Raw genomic sequence first — 14,462 nt, 5'->3', positions numbered from 1 at the left:
GGAACCTGAAGAAAAAACCTAACCCCGTCTGGCATTCAGAAAGCGTGCGGGGTTGACCTGACGACCATCTTTCAACACTTCGTAATGCAGATGGACCCCGGTCGCACGACCGGTACGCCCCATCAAGGCAATCTTCTGGCCCTCATCGACCAGGGTGCCCACATCCACCAACAACTTGGAGTTGTGGGCATAACGGGTCACCAGACCATTGCCATGGTCTATCTCCACCATGTTGCCAAATTGCGGGTGGCGGCCTGCCCAGCTGATGATCCCCTTGCCGGTTGCCAGGATGGGAGTGCCGGGCTTGCCACGAAAATCCACCCCCTTGTGCATCTTGGCGCGACCGTTGAACGGGTCAACCCGTCCACCGAACCCGGAGGAGATCCAGACTCGCTCCTGCTTCACCGGTGAACCCGAGATGAAACCGGCATCGGTGATATGGTGATTCATGATGAAAGATTCAAGTACCGACAGCTGTTCTTCACGGCTGCTGAGCTGCTGGCTGAGGTGTTTCATGGAGGCTTGCAGCTCACCCAGGTTCACTTCCAGCTCTTCGTCATAGGAAGGGCCACCCATAGGGGGCAGCTCCTTGAAATTGAACTCGTCGGGATCGAGGTCTGCCTTCTCGGTCAGACGCTCGCCGAGCGCATTGAGGCGACCCAGTTGCCCCTGCATGGTACCCACCTGGGCGGCCAGCATGGCAAGCTGTTCACGGGCTTCATCGGCCCCTTGCGTGGATTTTTGCTGTTCGGCCATGGCCAGCGCGACTTCCAGCGCCTCCATTTTCTGGTGCCAGCTCTGCCAGAGCCAACCACCACTCAGTGCCAATACAGTGAAGAGGATACCGCCGACCCAGGCCAGACGTTGTTTGGGTAAGTGCAACTTGCGGCGCTGCTTACCGTTGAGGATCAGGGTAATGCTCATAGAAATCTGTCTTCTCGGTCAGGTGAGGCCAGGAGCCAGCACGGGCAATAAAACCGGGAGATAATCGGTATTAAAGGATGGAATAAACAAATGACAGGACGTCGGTGCGGAGAGATGACCGACGTCCTGTTGCACAGCTATCAGGCCAGAACCAGACCGTTATCGTAGTAAGCGATGGGCGCTTTGTCGCCCTCCGCCTCGAAGGTCACCAGTTCCCAGGCCTCCTGCTTGGCCAGCAAGGCACGCAGCAGTTTGTTGTTCAGGGCATGCCCCGTCTTGTAGGCACGGAATTCGCCGATGATGCTGCGGTTGCACATATAGAGGTCACCGATGGCATCCAGCATCTTGTGCTTGACGAACTCGTCCTCGTAACGCAGACCATCTTCGTTCAGCACCCGGTAGTCATCCAGTACCACGGCGTTTTCCAGGCTTCCGCCCAGGGCCAGGTTCTGGGAACGCAGGTACTCAATGTCACGCATGAAGCCGAAGGTACGGGCACGGCTGATCTCTTTCACGAAAGAGGCACCGGAGAAATCCAGCACGCAACGCTGGTTGCGGCCTTCAAATACCGGATGCTGGAAATCGATCTCGAGATCCATTTTGAAGCCGTTGCGATAGGGGTGGAATTCCGCCCACTTGTCGCCGTCTTCAACCCGCACACTCTGCTTGATCCGCACGAACTGCTTGGGCGCATTCTGCTCACGTATACCCACTTCTTGCAGCAGGTAGATGAACGGGTGCGCACTGCCATCCATCACCGGGATCTCGGGTGCGTCAACCTCGACATAGAGGTTGTCGATCCCCATCCCGGCCAGGGCGGCAGAGAGGTGTTCGATGGTTGACACGCGGACACCGGCTTCGTTTACCAGAGCGGTACAAAGCACGGTATCACGCACCTGATCGGCGTTGGCTGGCAGCGCGACCACAGGATTCAGATCGGTACGCAAGTAAACGATCCCTGTGTTCACAGGCGCCGGACGGAACGTCATTGTGACTTTCCGGCCCGAATGCAGGCCCACACCGGTGGCCTGGACACTCGTTTTCAAGGTTCTTTGTCTAATCATGGGCGTATCCGCTTAACAGCTCAAATTCCTGACCAGATGGTCGTTGCCGGGCCATCTTAGCACAATCCTTAAGCAACAAACAAACCAGGTCCATGCGAGACTTAGTCAGCTTGCTTGCGCAGGAACGCAGGAATATCGAGATAATCCGGTTCGCGACGAGCTTGCGGCTCGGCGTTCACCACCTTGGCCGGGGCCTCTTCCATCACGCGAGACTGCAGGGCTTCGCTGATCAGGGGCTGACGGGCCGGACGCTCTTGTACCATGTTGTTCTTGACCAGGGTGATGTCGGGCTTGCGCTCGGCACCGATACCGGTGGCCACCACGGTCACCCGCAGTTCGTCGTGCATTTCCGGGTCGATTACGGTACCCACCACCACGGTGGCGTTCTCGGAGGCGAAGGCCTTGACCGCGTTACCCACGGTTTCGAACTCTTCGATGGTCATGTCCATGCCGGCGGTGATGTTGACCAGGATGCCACGGGCACCGGCCAGATCCACGTCTTCCAGCAGCGGGCTGGAGATGGCCTTCTCGGCGGCTTCTTCGGCACGGTCATCACCGGAGGCGGAGCCGGTACCCATCATGGCGGTCCCCATCTCGCGCATCACGGTACGCACGTCCGCGAAGTCGACGTTGATCAGGCCCGGACGGGTGATCAGCTCGGCAATGCCCTGTACCGCACCCAGCAGTACATCGTTGGCCGCCTTGAAGGCGTCCAGCAGGGAGATGCCACGACCCAGCACCTTCAGCAACTTGTCGTTGGGGATGGTGATCAAGGAGTCGACGTTCTTGGACAGCTCCTCGATACCGTGAGCGGCGAAGCCCATCCGCTTCTTCCCTTCGAAGGAGAACGGCTTGGTCACGACGGCGACGGTCAGGATACCCATCTCGCGGGCCACTTCGGCCACGATAGGTGCGGCACCCGTACCTGTACCACCACCCATGCCGGCGGCGATGAACACCATGTCTGAACCGGTCAGCAGCTCACGCAGCGCTTCCCTGTCTTCCATGGCAGCATCACGGCCCACTTCCGGATTGGCTCCGGCTCCCAGACCCTTGGTGATGCCACCGCCGATCTGCAGAGTCGTGTTGGCACTGGAGTTGCGCAGTGCCTGGGCATCGGTGTTGACGGTAATGAACTCAACACCCTCGATGTTTTGACGAACCATGTGCTCGACTGCGTTGCCGCCGCCGCCACCCACACCTATCACCTTGATGACGGCTTCGTCAGTGTGGCTATCCATAAATTCAAACATGTTGTCTCTCCGCTTTATTTGCTGACTGACGCAAAATCTTTAGAACTCGCCACGCAACCAGTTGCTGACCCGTTTGACCAGCCCACCTACGCTTGCCTTGGCGGCATATTCCTTGCTACTGCCGGTGGATTGATTGGTACGGCCGTACTGCAGCAGCCCGACCGCGGTCGAGTACACAGGTGCCTGCACGTAATCGCTCAATCCCCGAATGTTCATGGGTTCGCCCACCCGGACCTGGCTCTGGAAGATCTGCTCTGCGCACTCCACAATGCCTTCGATCTGGGCCGCGCCACCGGTCAATACCACACCGGCCGCCAGCTGATGCTTGACCCCCTGTGCCTTCAATTCGCTCTGCACCCGTACCAGCTCGTCATTCACCATGGAGAGCAATTCCGTGTAACGGGGTTCAATCACTTCAGCCAGTGTCTGCCGTTGCAGGCTACGCGCCGGGCGACCGCCGACACTGGGGACTTCAATATTGTCTTCTTTGCTGACCAGGCGGCCGAGGGCGCAACCGTAGCGCACCTTGATCGCTTCGGCGTCCAGCGGCGGTGTGCCGAAGGCGTAGGCGATGTCGCTGGTCACAGTGCTGCCGGCGTACGGGATCACCTTGGTGTGACGCAGGGCACCGCCGGTAAACAGCGACATGTCCATGGTACCGCCACCTATGTCCACCACGCAGACACCCAGCTCCTTCTCGTCTTCGGTCAGCACGGCATAGCTGGAAGCCAGGGCCGAAAAGATCAGCTGATCCACCCGCAGACCCACCTTCTCCACACACTTCTCGATGTTGCGAGCCATGTCGTTGTGGCAGGTGATCAGGTGCACCTTGGCCGCCATCCGCACACCGGAGAGACCGACCGGATTCTTGATCCCTTCCTGATAGTCGATGGCGAACTCCTGGGGCAGCACGTGCAGCACCCGCAGTTCGTCCGACAGTCGCACCGACTTGGCGGTGTGGATGACGTTGTCCACGTCCTCCTGGGTCACCTCTTCATCGGAGATGGGCACCATGCCGGTTTCGTTGCGGCAATCGATGTGCTTGCCGGACAGCCCCAGATAGACGGAGCTTATCTGGCAGTCGGCCATCATCTCGGCCTCTTCCACCGCGCGGCGCAGGGACTTGACCACGGAGTCGAGGTCATTGACCCCGCCCTTCTCCATCCCGCGAGAAGCGTGGCTGCCCATGCCGATGACATTGAGCTCGCCATCGGGCAATACTTCGCCAACCAGTACCGCCACCTTGGTCGTGCCGATATCCAGTCCGACAATCAAATTTCTATCTGCGGTGTTGGTCATTCACTTTCTCTTCGCTTTTCTTCCAGCCAACTGCCATTCCGGTGTCGTATCGAAGATCCACGTAAGCAACCCGCTCACGGGGTTCGATGACCGGAAAGGCATCGATAAACCGCTGCAGGCGAAGCGCGATATCCGAGCGCCCCACGAACAGCTGAATGTTGCCATCCAGGGTCAGTTCCCAGGCATGGCGGGGAGTCAGATTCACCCCCAACAACTTGTATCCCTTGGCCGCCAGCAGCGTCTCGTACTGATGGCTGGCTTCCAGCACCTTGGCGGCCTGATCATCGGGCCCGGACAACTGCATCAGGGGTTTCTTCACCCTGTCCGGTGCACTGAACACCTCACCCTTGGTATTGACGAAGCGGTTGCTGTTCCAGCGTGCAGCCACAGCCTGTTCGGTGAGGTAGACCTTGATCTTGTTCGGCCACTTCTTGCGTACCGAGACCTGGGCCACCCAGGGCAGGGCGTTCAACCGCCCCTGCAATTCGTTCACGTCCAACTCGAAGAAGTTGCGCAACTCGGCGCCATCCAGCACGGCGGCGCGCAACTCATCGGCTTTCAAATATTCGTGTTGCCCCTGCAGCAACAGCTCGCTCATGGGCAACCGACTGGCATCTGTCAGCCAGTCTTTAACATCCAGCGCAGTCTGGTAGAGCCCCCACATGACCAGGATGAAAAATGCCACCCCGGCGATGAAGCCCCCCTTGGTGCGCCCTTGTGCCCTTGCCTCCACCCGATCTATCCCCGTATAACGCGCCATGCCGGTCACTTGCAGACCGGTTCGCCATTATATAGGCCTCGGCTTGGCGGTCAAAATACTCATTGGGCCCTCAGGCACCGGATTTCATGCTATCCACGCTCAATTTCATCTCACCGAGACGGCGGGCCAGTGCCCCGACGTTACCGGCGCCCTGAGTCAGCACCAGATCCCCCTCGCCGATCAGCTCGGCCAGCACGGCCGGCACATCGTCAGGGGTTGCGACAAAGATGGGTTCCAGGGTACCGCGAGAGCGGATGGAGCGGCACAGGGCACGGCCATCGGCCCCCGGGATCGGCTCTTCACCGGCGGCATACACCTCCAGCATCACCAACACATCCACCTTGGAGAGCACGTCGGCGAAATCTTCATAGAGATCCCGGGTCCGGCTGTAACGGTGCGGCTGGAACACCATCACCAGTCGCTTCTCGGGCCAGCCGGCGCGGGCGGCATTGATGGTCACCTTGACTTCGCTCGGGTGGTGACCGTAGTCGTCCACCAGCATGGCCTTGCCACGCCCCGTCTCGAACTCGCCATATTGCTGGAAGCGGCGACCCACACCTTCGAACTTGGCGAGCGCCTGGATGATGGCCTCATCGCCAATGCCGTCTTCGGTCGCGACAGCGATGGCGGCGGCGGCGTTGAGGGCGTTGTGAATGCCCGGCAGATTCAGGGTGACTGTCAGCTCGCCAGCATCCTTGCGGCGCACCCGGAAGCGGCTGCGGTTGCTGGTCTGCACGAAGTCCAGCACCTGCACATCGGCATCCTCGGCAAGGCCGTAGGTCAGGGTCGGACGGGCGATCTCCGGCAGCATGCCACGGATCACGGGATCATCCACGCACACCACGGCCAGACCGTAGAACGGCAGGTTGTGCAGGAAGTCGATGAAGGTGGCCTTCAGCTTGGAGAAGTCGCCGCCATAGGTGTCCATGTGATCCGCTTCGATGTTGGTCACGATGGAGACCATGGGTTGCAGATGCAGGAAGGAGGCGTCGCTCTCGTCCGCCTCGGCGATCAGGTAGCGGCTGCTGCCCAGGCGGGCGTTGGTGCCGGCGCTGTTGAGCAGACCGCCGATGACGAAGGTCGGGTCACGGTCGGCTTCGGCATAGATGCTCGCCACCAGGCTGGTGGTGGTGGTCTTGCCGTGGGTGCCGGCGACGGCAACCCCGTGGCGGAAGCGCATCAGCTCGGCCAGCATCTCGGCACGGCGCACCACGGGAATGCGCAGTTCACGGGCAGCCAGCAACTCGGGGTTGTCCTGCTTGATGGCGGTGGAAACCACCACCACGCTCGCCTCGTTCACGTGCTCGGCACTGTGCCCCACGAAGATATGGGCCCCCAGGGACGCGAGCCGCTCGGTCACCGCATTGCGGGACAGATCGGAGCCGGAAATCTGGTAGCCCTCGTTGGCAAGCACCTCGGCGATCCCGCCCATACCGGCACCACCTATGCCGATGAAGTGGATGCGACGCACGCGGCGCATTTCGGGGATCACGGTACGCAGTTTTGCCAGTTCAACCTTGGTCATAGCTCTCTCTTCAAGTCTGCCGTCAGCGGTTTGCGCTCGGCGGCATCAATAAATACGGGGACAAGACTGCACGGCCTGGCCTGTGCAATCTTGCTCAACATGCTTTCTCGCTCTGCCCGCTGGCGAGCCGCTTGCACTCATCGGCAACCCGCTCGGCGGCATCTATGATGGCCACGCGACGGGCGGCCTGGGCCATGTTCAACAGTGTCTCCCTGCGCCCGGCGAGCCAGGAGAGACGCGCGGCCAATGAGGCCGGGGTCAGCTCGGACTGGGGCAGAAATTCGGCCGCCCCGCCGTCGACCAGGGTCAGGGCGTTGCGGGTCTGGTGATCATCCACCGCATGGGGTAGCGGCACAAAGATGGCGGCCACACCGGCGGCAGCCACTTCGGAGACCGTCAGGGCCCCGGCGCGGCACACCACCAGATCGGCCCAGGCATAGGCATCGGCCATGTCCTTGATAAACTCGCTCACCTCGGCCTCGACGCCCTGCTCGGCATAGGCCTGGGCGACAGTCTCCCGGTTGCCCTTGCCACACTGATGACGCACTTCAATCGGCACGCCGGCGGAGGCCACCGCTGGCGGCACCTGCTCGTTGAGCACCCGGGCACCCAGGCTGCCACCGATGATCAGCAGGCGCAGCGGTTCGCTGCTGCTGCGCAACTGGGGATCCGGCAGGGCCACCACCTCGGGGCGCACCGGATTGCCCACCACTGCGGTGCGGGCACTAGGCGCAAAGGCGCCGGGGAAGGCCATCAGCACCCGCTTGGCGAGGCGGGCCAGCAGCTTGTTGGTGAGGCCGGCCGCCGCGTTCTGCTCGTGCAGCAGCAAGGGAATACCAGACAGCCAGGCCGCCACGCCGCCCGGGCCTGAGGCGAAGCCCCCCATGCCGAGCACCACATCAGGACGAATGTTTTTCAGCACGCGACGTGCTTGCAACACGGATTTGACGATGCGATAGGGGGCGACCAGCAGTCGCTTGATGCCGTTGCCACGCACCCCCTGAATGTCGATGAAGGAGATGGGGTAACCGTGGGCGGGCACCAGCTCGGCCTCCATCCGGTCGGCGGTACCGAGCCAGTGAATGGTCCAGCCCTGGGCCTTGAGGCGATCGGCCACGGCCAGCCCGGGGAACACATGGCCCCCGGTACCACCCGCCATCACCAGTAACGTCTTGCTCACGAAACCTCCCTCACACGCGCCTGGGCACTGGCCTGGCGCAACTCGAAATCGATACGAATCAACATGCTCACCGCCACCATCATGATGATGAGACTGGAGCCGCCGTAGCTGACCAGCGGCAGGGTCAGGCCCTTGGTCGGCATCATGCCGCTGGCGGCGCCGACGTTGACGAAGGTCTGGAAACTGAACCAGATACCGATGCCGATGGCCAGATAGCCTTCATAGAGCCGTTCGGACACCAGCGCCTGGTGACCGAGCTTGAGCGCCTTCACCGCCAGCGCAAAGATGAGGAAGAGCGCACCCAGCACACCCACGTAGCCCAGCTCCTCGCCAAGGATGGCGAACACGAAGTCGGTGTGGGCCTCCGGCAGGTACTCCATCTTCTGGATGGAGTTGCCCAGCCCCTCGCCAAACCAGCTGCCGCGGCCGAATGCCATCAGGGATTGGGTCAGCTGATAGCCGCTGCCGAAGGGATCGGCCCAGGGATCCAAGAAGGAGGTGACCCGCCGCATCCGGTAGGGCTCTGCGATGATCAGGGTCACCACGGCGCTCACCCCCACCAGGATGAGACCGATGAACTGCACCATGCGGGCCCCCGCCAGGAACAGCATCCCGAGGGAGGTGACGAACATAACAACCACGGATCCCAGGTCGGGCTGGGCCAGCAGCAAGGTGGCCACCACGAACAGCACCGCCATGGGTTTCATGAAGCCGATAAAGCGCTCGCGCACCTCGCTCTGGCGGCGTACCAGATAGCCCGCCAGATAGACGAACAGCGCCAGCTTGCCGAATTCCGCCGGCTGCAGGTTGAAGGGGCCGAGCGGCAACCAACGCACCGAGCCGTTGACGCTGCGCCCCACCAGCAGCACCAGCACCAGCATCACTATGGCGAGCAGCAGCATGGGGCCGTTGTACTGCTGCCAGCGCGCCATGGGCACCTGCAGCACGAACCAGGAGATGCCGAGCGCCATCACCAGGAAGAGACCATGCCGCTTCACGAACATGAAGGGGTCATCGCCCAGGGCAATCCCTTCGGGAATGGAGGCAGAGGCCACTATCACCAGGCCCACCGACATCAGCGCCAGCGCCAGCACCACCAGTTGCCTGTCGTAGAGACCGGCGGGACGCGCCGGCAACAACCAGCGCTGCAAGAAGCCTGCGACGGCGCGAAGGGCGTTCATAACTTTTGTACCAGCTCGGTGAAACGATCACCGCGCGCTTCAAAGGACTTGAACTGATCCAGGCTGGCGCAGGCCGGTGCCAGCAGCACCCAGTCACCGGGTCTGGCATCAGCGGCTGCCTTGGCGACGGCGGCCTCGAGGGAGGCGACCTTCTCGGTCTGCTCGCCCAGGGCCAGCAGCACCTCGGCATCCTGACCGAAGCAGTACATGTGATCGATCTGGCTGCCGAGCAGCGCCTGCACAGGGCCAAAGTCCTGGCCCTTGCCCTGGCCACCGGCCAGCAGCAGCAAACGGCCCTTCACCGACTCACGCACCCCTGCCACGGCGGCCAGGGTGGCCCCCACGTTGGTGGCCTTGGAGTCGTTGATCCAGCGCACCCCGTTTACCTCCCGCACGAAGCGGGCACGGTGGGGCAGGCCTTCGAAGCGGCGCAGCACGGCGAGTTGCGGCTCGCGGGGAATGCCGACCGCATCGCACAGGGCCATGGCCGCCAGGGCATTGGCCTGATTGTGGGCGCCGACTATCTTCATCTCGTCCACGGGGAGCAGCGGCTCCCCGTGCAGGGTCAGCCAGTGGCGACCCGCCAGATCGCAGCGGCCGTAGCCGTTGCAATCCAGCCCGAAGCTCTGCCACACCTGACCCACGTCGGGCAGGGTCTGGGGATCGTCCCGGTTGACCAGGATGTGCTGGGAATGCTGATGGATCTCCTGCTTGGCGGCGCGGTAATCCGCCATGCCCTGATAGCGATCCATATGATCTTCACTGAGGTTTAACACCACGGATGCCGCGGCACGCAGGCTGTAAGTGGTCTCCAGCTGGAAGCTGGAGAGCTCCAGCACGCAGAGATCCATGGGCTGCTTGAGCAGCTCCAGCGCCGGGGTACCGATGTTGCCACCTACGCCTACCTTGAGGCCAGCCTCGGCGATCATCTCGCCGACCAGGGTGGTGACTGTGCTCTTGCCGTTGGAGCCTGTGATGGCGATGACGGGGGTCTGGGTCTCGCGCACGAACAGCTCTATGTCGCCGACGATGCGTACCCCGAACTCGGCAGCGGCCTTCAGCTCGGGGGTCGCCAGGGCGATGCCCGGGCTCGCCACTATCATGTGCGCCTGCTTGAGCAGATCGCCGTCCAGCCCGTGGATGAGTTCCACCTCGGGGGGCAGTTCATCCTTGCCAGGCGGGTTGGCACGGGTGTCCATCACCAGGGGCGTGACACCACGACCGAGGAAGTAGTCGACGCAGGAGAGTCCGGTTTTGCCGAGTCCGATGATGATGACCATGGCTTACCTCACCTTCAGGGTGGCGAGGCCGAGCAGCACCAGCATGAGGGTGATGATCCAGAAGCGCACTATGACGCGCGGCTCCGGCCAGCCCTTCTTCTCATAGTGGTGATGGATGGGTGCCATGCGGAAGATGCGCACGCCGCGCAGCTTGTAGGAACCCACCTGCAGGATCACCGAGACTGTCTCCATCACGAAGACCCCCCCCATGATTACAAGCAGGAACTCCTGACGCACCAGCACGGCTATGGTGCCGAGCGCACCGCCGAGGGCCAGGGAACCGACGTCCCCCATAAAGACCTGGGCCGGATAGGTGTTGAACCAGAGGAAACCAAGACCCGCACCGACGATGGCGGTACAGACGATCACCAGCTCGGAGGTGTAGGGCACGTAGGGAATGTGCAGGTAGTTCGCGAAGTTCACGTTGCCGGTGGCCCAGGCGACAAATGCGAAGCCCCCCGCCACCATCACGGTCGGCATGATGGCAAGGCCATCCAGACCGTCGGTCAGGTTGACCGCGTTGGAGGTACCGACGATGACGAAGTAGGTCAGCACTATGAACATCAGGCCGAGCTGCGGCATCACATCCTTGAGGAAGGGCACCACCAGCTGGGTCTGGCCGTCATGGGTCGCGGTGGCATAGAGGAATACCGCCACGGCCAGGGCGACCGCCGACTGCCAGAAGTACTTCCAGCGGGCGATCAGGCCGTCGGTATTCTTGCGCACCACCTTGAGGTAGTCGTCGGCAAAGCCGATGGCGCCGTAGGCACCGAGCACGAACAGCACCAGCCAGACATAGGGGTTGTCGAGGCGGCTCCAGAGCAGCACGGAGATGAAGATGGCCGCAATGATCATCAGGCCCCCCATGGTCGGGGTGCCCTTCTTGCTGAGGTGAGACTCTGGGCCGTCGTTGCGGATCACCTGACCGAATTTCAGGATCTGCAGGCGACGGATGAGACGCGGCCCCATCCAGAGTGCCACCACCAGACCCGTGATGATCGACAGGATGGCGCGAAACGTCAGGTAGGAGAAGACGTTGAAGAAGGTGAAGTGCGGGGTGAGCAGTTCCGCCAGCCAGACTAGCATGTGGCTGACTCCTGACGGTCAACGACCATCTTGACGATATCTTCCATGCGGGAACCGCGGGCACCCTTGACCAGGATCGAGATTTCTTGATGTGTATTTATCATTTGCGCAAGCACTTCAAACAACGACGCCTTGTTATCGAAATGTCGACCCGCCGCGGCATCTGCGGTGTGACGACTCTGTTCCCCTACCGTCAGCACGGCGTCGAGGCCCTGCTCGCGGGCGTGGTGTCCGACCCGGGCGTGCTGGGCCGCGGACTCCTCACCCAACTCCTTCATGTCACCGAACACCAGCACCTTGTAGCCGCCCATGGCGGTCAGGGCATCGATGCCCGCCAGCACGGACTCCACGCTGGCGTTGTAGGTGTCATCCACCAGGGTGAGACCACCCCAGCGTTGCACGCAGAAGCGGCCCTTGACCGGCGACATCTGCTCCAGCCCCGCCTTGACGGAAGCGAGGGAGGCGCCCAGCGCCAGGCAGCCGGCGGCGGCAGCCAGGGCATTGGCCACATTGTGGCGGCCCGGAATGGCCAGGGTCAGGTTCAACTCCCCCTGCGGGGTAACCATCACGAATTCGGCGCAGCCCTGCCCGTTGAGCGCTATGTCACGGGCATGGAAGGGCTGACTCTGATCTTCGAGGGAGAAGGCGCACTGAATGCCGCTTTCGCGCCACTTCGGCCAGAACTCGTTGTCGGCATTGACGATGGCGGTGCCACCCTCGCCCAGGCCCTGGAAAATCTCGCTCTTGGCGTGGAACACCCCTTCCAGGGAGCCGAAGCCTTCCAGATGGGCGGCGGCCACGTTGTTGATGAGGGCGGCATCGGGCCGGGCCAGGGAGGTGGTCCAGGCGATCTCCCCCGGGTGGTTGGCACCCAGTTCCATCACCGCAAACTGGTGCTGCGGCTCGAGGCGCAGCAGGGTGAGCGGCACCCCCACTTCATTGTTGAAGTTGCCGGCGGTGGCCAGCACCTCCCCCTCACCGCGCAGGATGGCGGTTGCCATCTCCTTCACCGTGGTCTTGCCACAGCTGCCGGTGATGGCCAGCACTTTCGGGTTGATGCGCTCGCGCACCAGCTTGCCGAGGCGACCCAGTCCCTTGAGGGTATCGGCCACCACCAGTTGCGGTATGGCCAGGGGCAGCTCGCGCTCCACCAGCAGGGCAGAGGCCCCGGCGGCCAGGGCCTGGTCGCAGAAATCGTGGGCGTCGAAACGCTCGCCACGCAGGGCGACGAACAGCGCCCCCTTGCCCAGGGTGCGGGTGTCGGTACTGACTGCCGTGATCTCGAGATCGCCGCCGATCAGACGGGCATCGAGCACCTGCGCCAGGTCGGCAAGCCTGAGGGTCATCATCTGAATGACTCCATTAATGTGTGCAAGGCGGCCGCGACGGTTTCCCGGTCGCTGTAGTGCCGCTTGTCGGTTCCAATGATCTGATAATCCTCGTGACCCTTTCCGGCCACCAGGATGATGTCCTGCTTGCTCGCCTGACTGAGGGCCAGCCGGATCGCCTTGACCCTGTCGTGCTCGATCTGCACGGCAGCAGGATCGCGAAGGCCCGCCACCATGTCCGCCATGATTTGTTCCGGCGCCTCGGTACGGGGATTGTCGTCGGTCAGGATCACGCGATCCGCATGTTGCTCCGCCATGGCGGCCATCATGGGCCGCTTGCCGCGATCCCGGTCGCCACCACAGCCCACCAGGCACCAGAGCCGGCCTTCGCAGTGCACCCGCAGGGCCTGCAATGCCTTCTCCAGCGCATCCGGGGTATGGGCATAATCGACCACCGCCAGCGGCGCCTTGCCACCACCGAAGCACTCCATGCGACCGGTCACGGGTTGCAGTTTCGGGGCGCTGGCCAGCAGTGCATCGAAGTCATAACCCAGTACCAGCATGGCGCCCATGGCGGCCAGCACATTGCTGACGTTGAAGCGGCCGAGCAAGGGGGCGGATAATACACCATTCCCCCAGCTGGAGTTAATGCACGTGTCAAATCCTTGTTGGTGGAAATGGGGATCCTGCGCCGTCAACTGTCGCCCGACATGGTTTTCAATCGGGCCATGCACACTGAAGGCCACCGCGCCGGGGTAGGCTGCCAGCCACTGGCGCCCCAGACGGTCGTCGGCATTGATGACGGCGCAGGGCTCGTCCACCAGTTTCAGCAGCTCTTCCTTGGCGGCGCCATAGGCCTCCATGGTGCCGTGATAATCCAGGTGATCCCGGCTCAGGTTGGTGAACACGGCCGCGGAAAACGGCAGGGCCGCCACCCTGTGCTGCACCAGACCGTGGCTGGAGACCTCCATCGCCACCAGATCGGCCCCCTGCTGTTGCAGGGCGGCAAGATTGGCCTGCACCTGCACGGCGCTGCCTGTGGTGTTTTCCGCTTCCACCAGTTCACCGAACAGGCCGTTGCCTATGGTGCCCATCACCCCGGCCTTGCCTCCCAGCAGGGTGCGCCAGTTGGCGACCAGCAGGGCAGTGGTGCTCTTGCCGTTGGTGCCGGTGATGCCCACCAGTTGCAACTTCTGCGCCGGATAGTCATAGAAATGGCCGGCCAGTTCGGAGAGGCGAGCGGGCAGATCCTTGAGCCCGAAACAGGGGATCGAGGTGGCGGGGGCCACGAATTCCCCATCCTCCTCAAACAGGACGGCGGTCGCTCCCTGAGCCACCGCCTGTTCGATGAAACGCCTGCCATCCATCTGGTGGCCCCGGATTGCCACGAAGAGAGAACCGGGCCCGACTCGCCGGCTGTCGAGCTGGATGTCGGTGAGCGCGAGCGCCGGAGCATGGATGCCAAAATGGCTCATGAGTTGATCAAGTGCGCGGGGCGGCAACATGGGAAGCCTCCGAATGGGCAGGAATGCAGGCGCTCAGGGAATGCGGCGCCATGGAAAACACCCCGACAATCGCGGGG

The 14,462-nt window shown here is 62.4% G+C and carries 12 protein-coding genes; all 12 read right to left on the bottom strand.

Annotation, left to right across the window (positions count from 1 at the left end):
• Positions 1 to 18: 18 nt before the first annotated feature.
• The 12 genes from G4923_RS19095 to murE all read right to left on the bottom strand — a co-directional run bounded on the left by G4923_RS19095 (position 19) and on the right by murE (position 14,385).
• The gene (locus G4923_RS19095; RefSeq protein WP_025328452.1) at positions 19 to 924 is read right to left on the bottom strand and encodes a M23 family metallopeptidase; all 906 of its coding nucleotides are present in this window, start codon (positions 922 to 924) and stop codon (positions 19 to 21) included.
• Positions 925 to 1,064: 140 nt separating this feature from the next.
• Positions 1,065 to 1,988, bottom strand: a complete 924-nt coding sequence (gene lpxC / locus G4923_RS19090; protein ID WP_042649033.1) for a UDP-3-O-acyl-N-acetylglucosamine deacetylase — start codon at positions 1,986 to 1,988, stop codon at positions 1,065 to 1,067.
• Positions 1,989 to 2,089: 101 nt separating this feature from the next.
• The gene (gene ftsZ / locus G4923_RS19085; RefSeq protein WP_005305686.1) at positions 2,090 to 3,241 is read right to left on the bottom strand and encodes a cell division protein FtsZ; all 1,152 of its coding nucleotides are present in this window, start codon (positions 3,239 to 3,241) and stop codon (positions 2,090 to 2,092) included.
• A gap of 39 nt (positions 3,242 to 3,280) precedes the next feature.
• Positions 3,281 to 4,540 (bottom strand): cell division protein FtsA, encoded by a 1,260-nt coding sequence (gene ftsA / locus G4923_RS19080; RefSeq protein WP_025328454.1) that lies wholly within the window; start codon positions 4,538 to 4,540, stop codon positions 3,281 to 3,283.
• The gene (locus tag G4923_RS19075; RefSeq protein WP_163138004.1) at positions 4,521 to 5,273 is read right to left on the bottom strand and encodes a cell division protein FtsQ/DivIB; all 753 of its coding nucleotides are present in this window, start codon (positions 5,271 to 5,273) and stop codon (positions 4,521 to 4,523) included. Before G4923_RS19075 ends, ftsA begins: the two co-directional genes overlap by 20 nt.
• Before the next feature lie 97 nt (positions 5,274 to 5,370).
• The gene (gene murC / locus G4923_RS19070; RefSeq protein ID WP_163137991.1) at positions 5,371 to 6,825 is read right to left on the bottom strand and encodes a UDP-N-acetylmuramate--L-alanine ligase; all 1,455 of its coding nucleotides are present in this window, start codon (positions 6,823 to 6,825) and stop codon (positions 5,371 to 5,373) included.
• Positions 6,826 to 6,919: 94 nt separating this feature from the next.
• Positions 6,920 to 8,005, bottom strand: a complete 1,086-nt coding sequence (gene murG / locus G4923_RS19065) for an undecaprenyldiphospho-muramoylpentapeptide beta-N-acetylglucosaminyltransferase (RefSeq protein ID WP_163137990.1) — start codon at positions 8,003 to 8,005, stop codon at positions 6,920 to 6,922.
• Positions 8,002 to 9,186 carry a cell division protein FtsW gene (ftsW, locus tag G4923_RS19060; protein WP_162627267.1) on the bottom strand — a complete coding sequence of 395 codons (1,185 nt, stop codon included), beginning with the start codon at positions 9,184 to 9,186 and terminating at the stop codon, positions 8,002 to 8,004. Before ftsW ends, murG begins: the two co-directional genes overlap by 4 nt.
• Positions 9,183 to 10,466 carry a UDP-N-acetylmuramoyl-L-alanine--D-glutamate ligase gene (gene murD / locus G4923_RS19055; protein ID WP_163137989.1) on the bottom strand — a complete coding sequence of 428 codons (1,284 nt, stop codon included), beginning with the start codon at positions 10,464 to 10,466 and terminating at the stop codon, positions 9,183 to 9,185. Before murD ends, ftsW begins: the two co-directional genes overlap by 4 nt.
• 3 nt (positions 10,467 to 10,469) lie before the next feature.
• The gene (mraY, locus tag G4923_RS19050; protein ID WP_005332102.1) at positions 10,470 to 11,552 is read right to left on the bottom strand and encodes a phospho-N-acetylmuramoyl-pentapeptide-transferase; all 1,083 of its coding nucleotides are present in this window, start codon (positions 11,550 to 11,552) and stop codon (positions 10,470 to 10,472) included.
• Complete coding sequence (murF, locus tag G4923_RS19045; RefSeq protein WP_163137988.1) at positions 11,546 to 12,901, bottom strand: UDP-N-acetylmuramoyl-tripeptide--D-alanyl-D-alanine ligase; 1,356 nt, start codon at positions 12,899 to 12,901, stop codon at positions 11,546 to 11,548. Before murF ends, mraY begins: the two co-directional genes overlap by 7 nt.
• Entirely contained in the window at positions 12,898 to 14,385 is a 1,488-nt protein-coding gene (murE, locus tag G4923_RS19040; protein WP_408846687.1) for a UDP-N-acetylmuramoyl-L-alanyl-D-glutamate--2,6-diaminopimelate ligase, read from the bottom strand. The genes murF and murE overlap by 4 nt, the downstream gene beginning before the upstream one ends.
• Between the last annotated feature and the right edge of the window lie 77 nt (positions 14,386 to 14,462).

It is taken from the genome of Aeromonas rivipollensis, assembly GCF_010974825.1.
In the GTDB taxonomy this organism is placed as follows: Bacteria; Pseudomonadota; Gammaproteobacteria; order Enterobacterales; family Aeromonadaceae; genus Aeromonas; species Aeromonas rivipollensis.
Note: the sequence above shows the minus strand (reverse complement) of the source record. Positions and strands in the feature narration are given on the sequence as shown.

Bases quoted from the DNA above. Each gene is read 5' to 3' on its own strand.
- G4923_RS19095 (WP_025328452.1), bottom strand. From the start codon at position 924: ATGAGCATTACCCTGATCCTCAACGGTAAGCAGCGCCGCAAGTTGCAC.
- lpxC (WP_042649033.1), bottom strand. From the start codon at position 1,988: ATGATTAGACAAAGAACCTTGAAAACGAGTGTCCAGGCCACCGGTGTG.
- ftsZ (WP_005305686.1), bottom strand. From the start codon at position 3,241: ATGTTTGAATTTATGGATAGCCACACTGACGAAGCCGTCATCAAGGTG.
- ftsA (WP_025328454.1), bottom strand. From the start codon at position 4,540: ATGACCAACACCGCAGATAGAAATTTGATTGTCGGACTGGATATCGGC.
- murC (WP_163137991.1), bottom strand. From the start codon at position 6,825: ATGACCAAGGTTGAACTGGCAAAACTGCGTACCGTGATCCCCGAAATG.
- ftsW (WP_162627267.1), bottom strand. From the start codon at position 9,186: ATGAACGCCCTTCGCGCCGTCGCAGGCTTCTTGCAGCGCTGGTTGTTG.
- murD (WP_163137989.1), bottom strand. From the start codon at position 10,466: ATGGTCATCATCATCGGACTCGGCAAAACCGGACTCTCCTGCGTCGAC.
- mraY (WP_005332102.1), bottom strand. From the start codon at position 11,552: ATGCTAGTCTGGCTGGCGGAACTGCTCACCCCGCACTTCACCTTCTTC.
- murF (WP_163137988.1), bottom strand. From the start codon at position 12,901: ATGATGACCCTCAGGCTTGCCGACCTGGCGCAGGTGCTCGATGCCCGT.
- murE (WP_408846687.1), bottom strand. From the start codon at position 14,385: ATGTTGCCGCCCCGCGCACTTGATCAACTCATGAGCCATTTTGGCATC.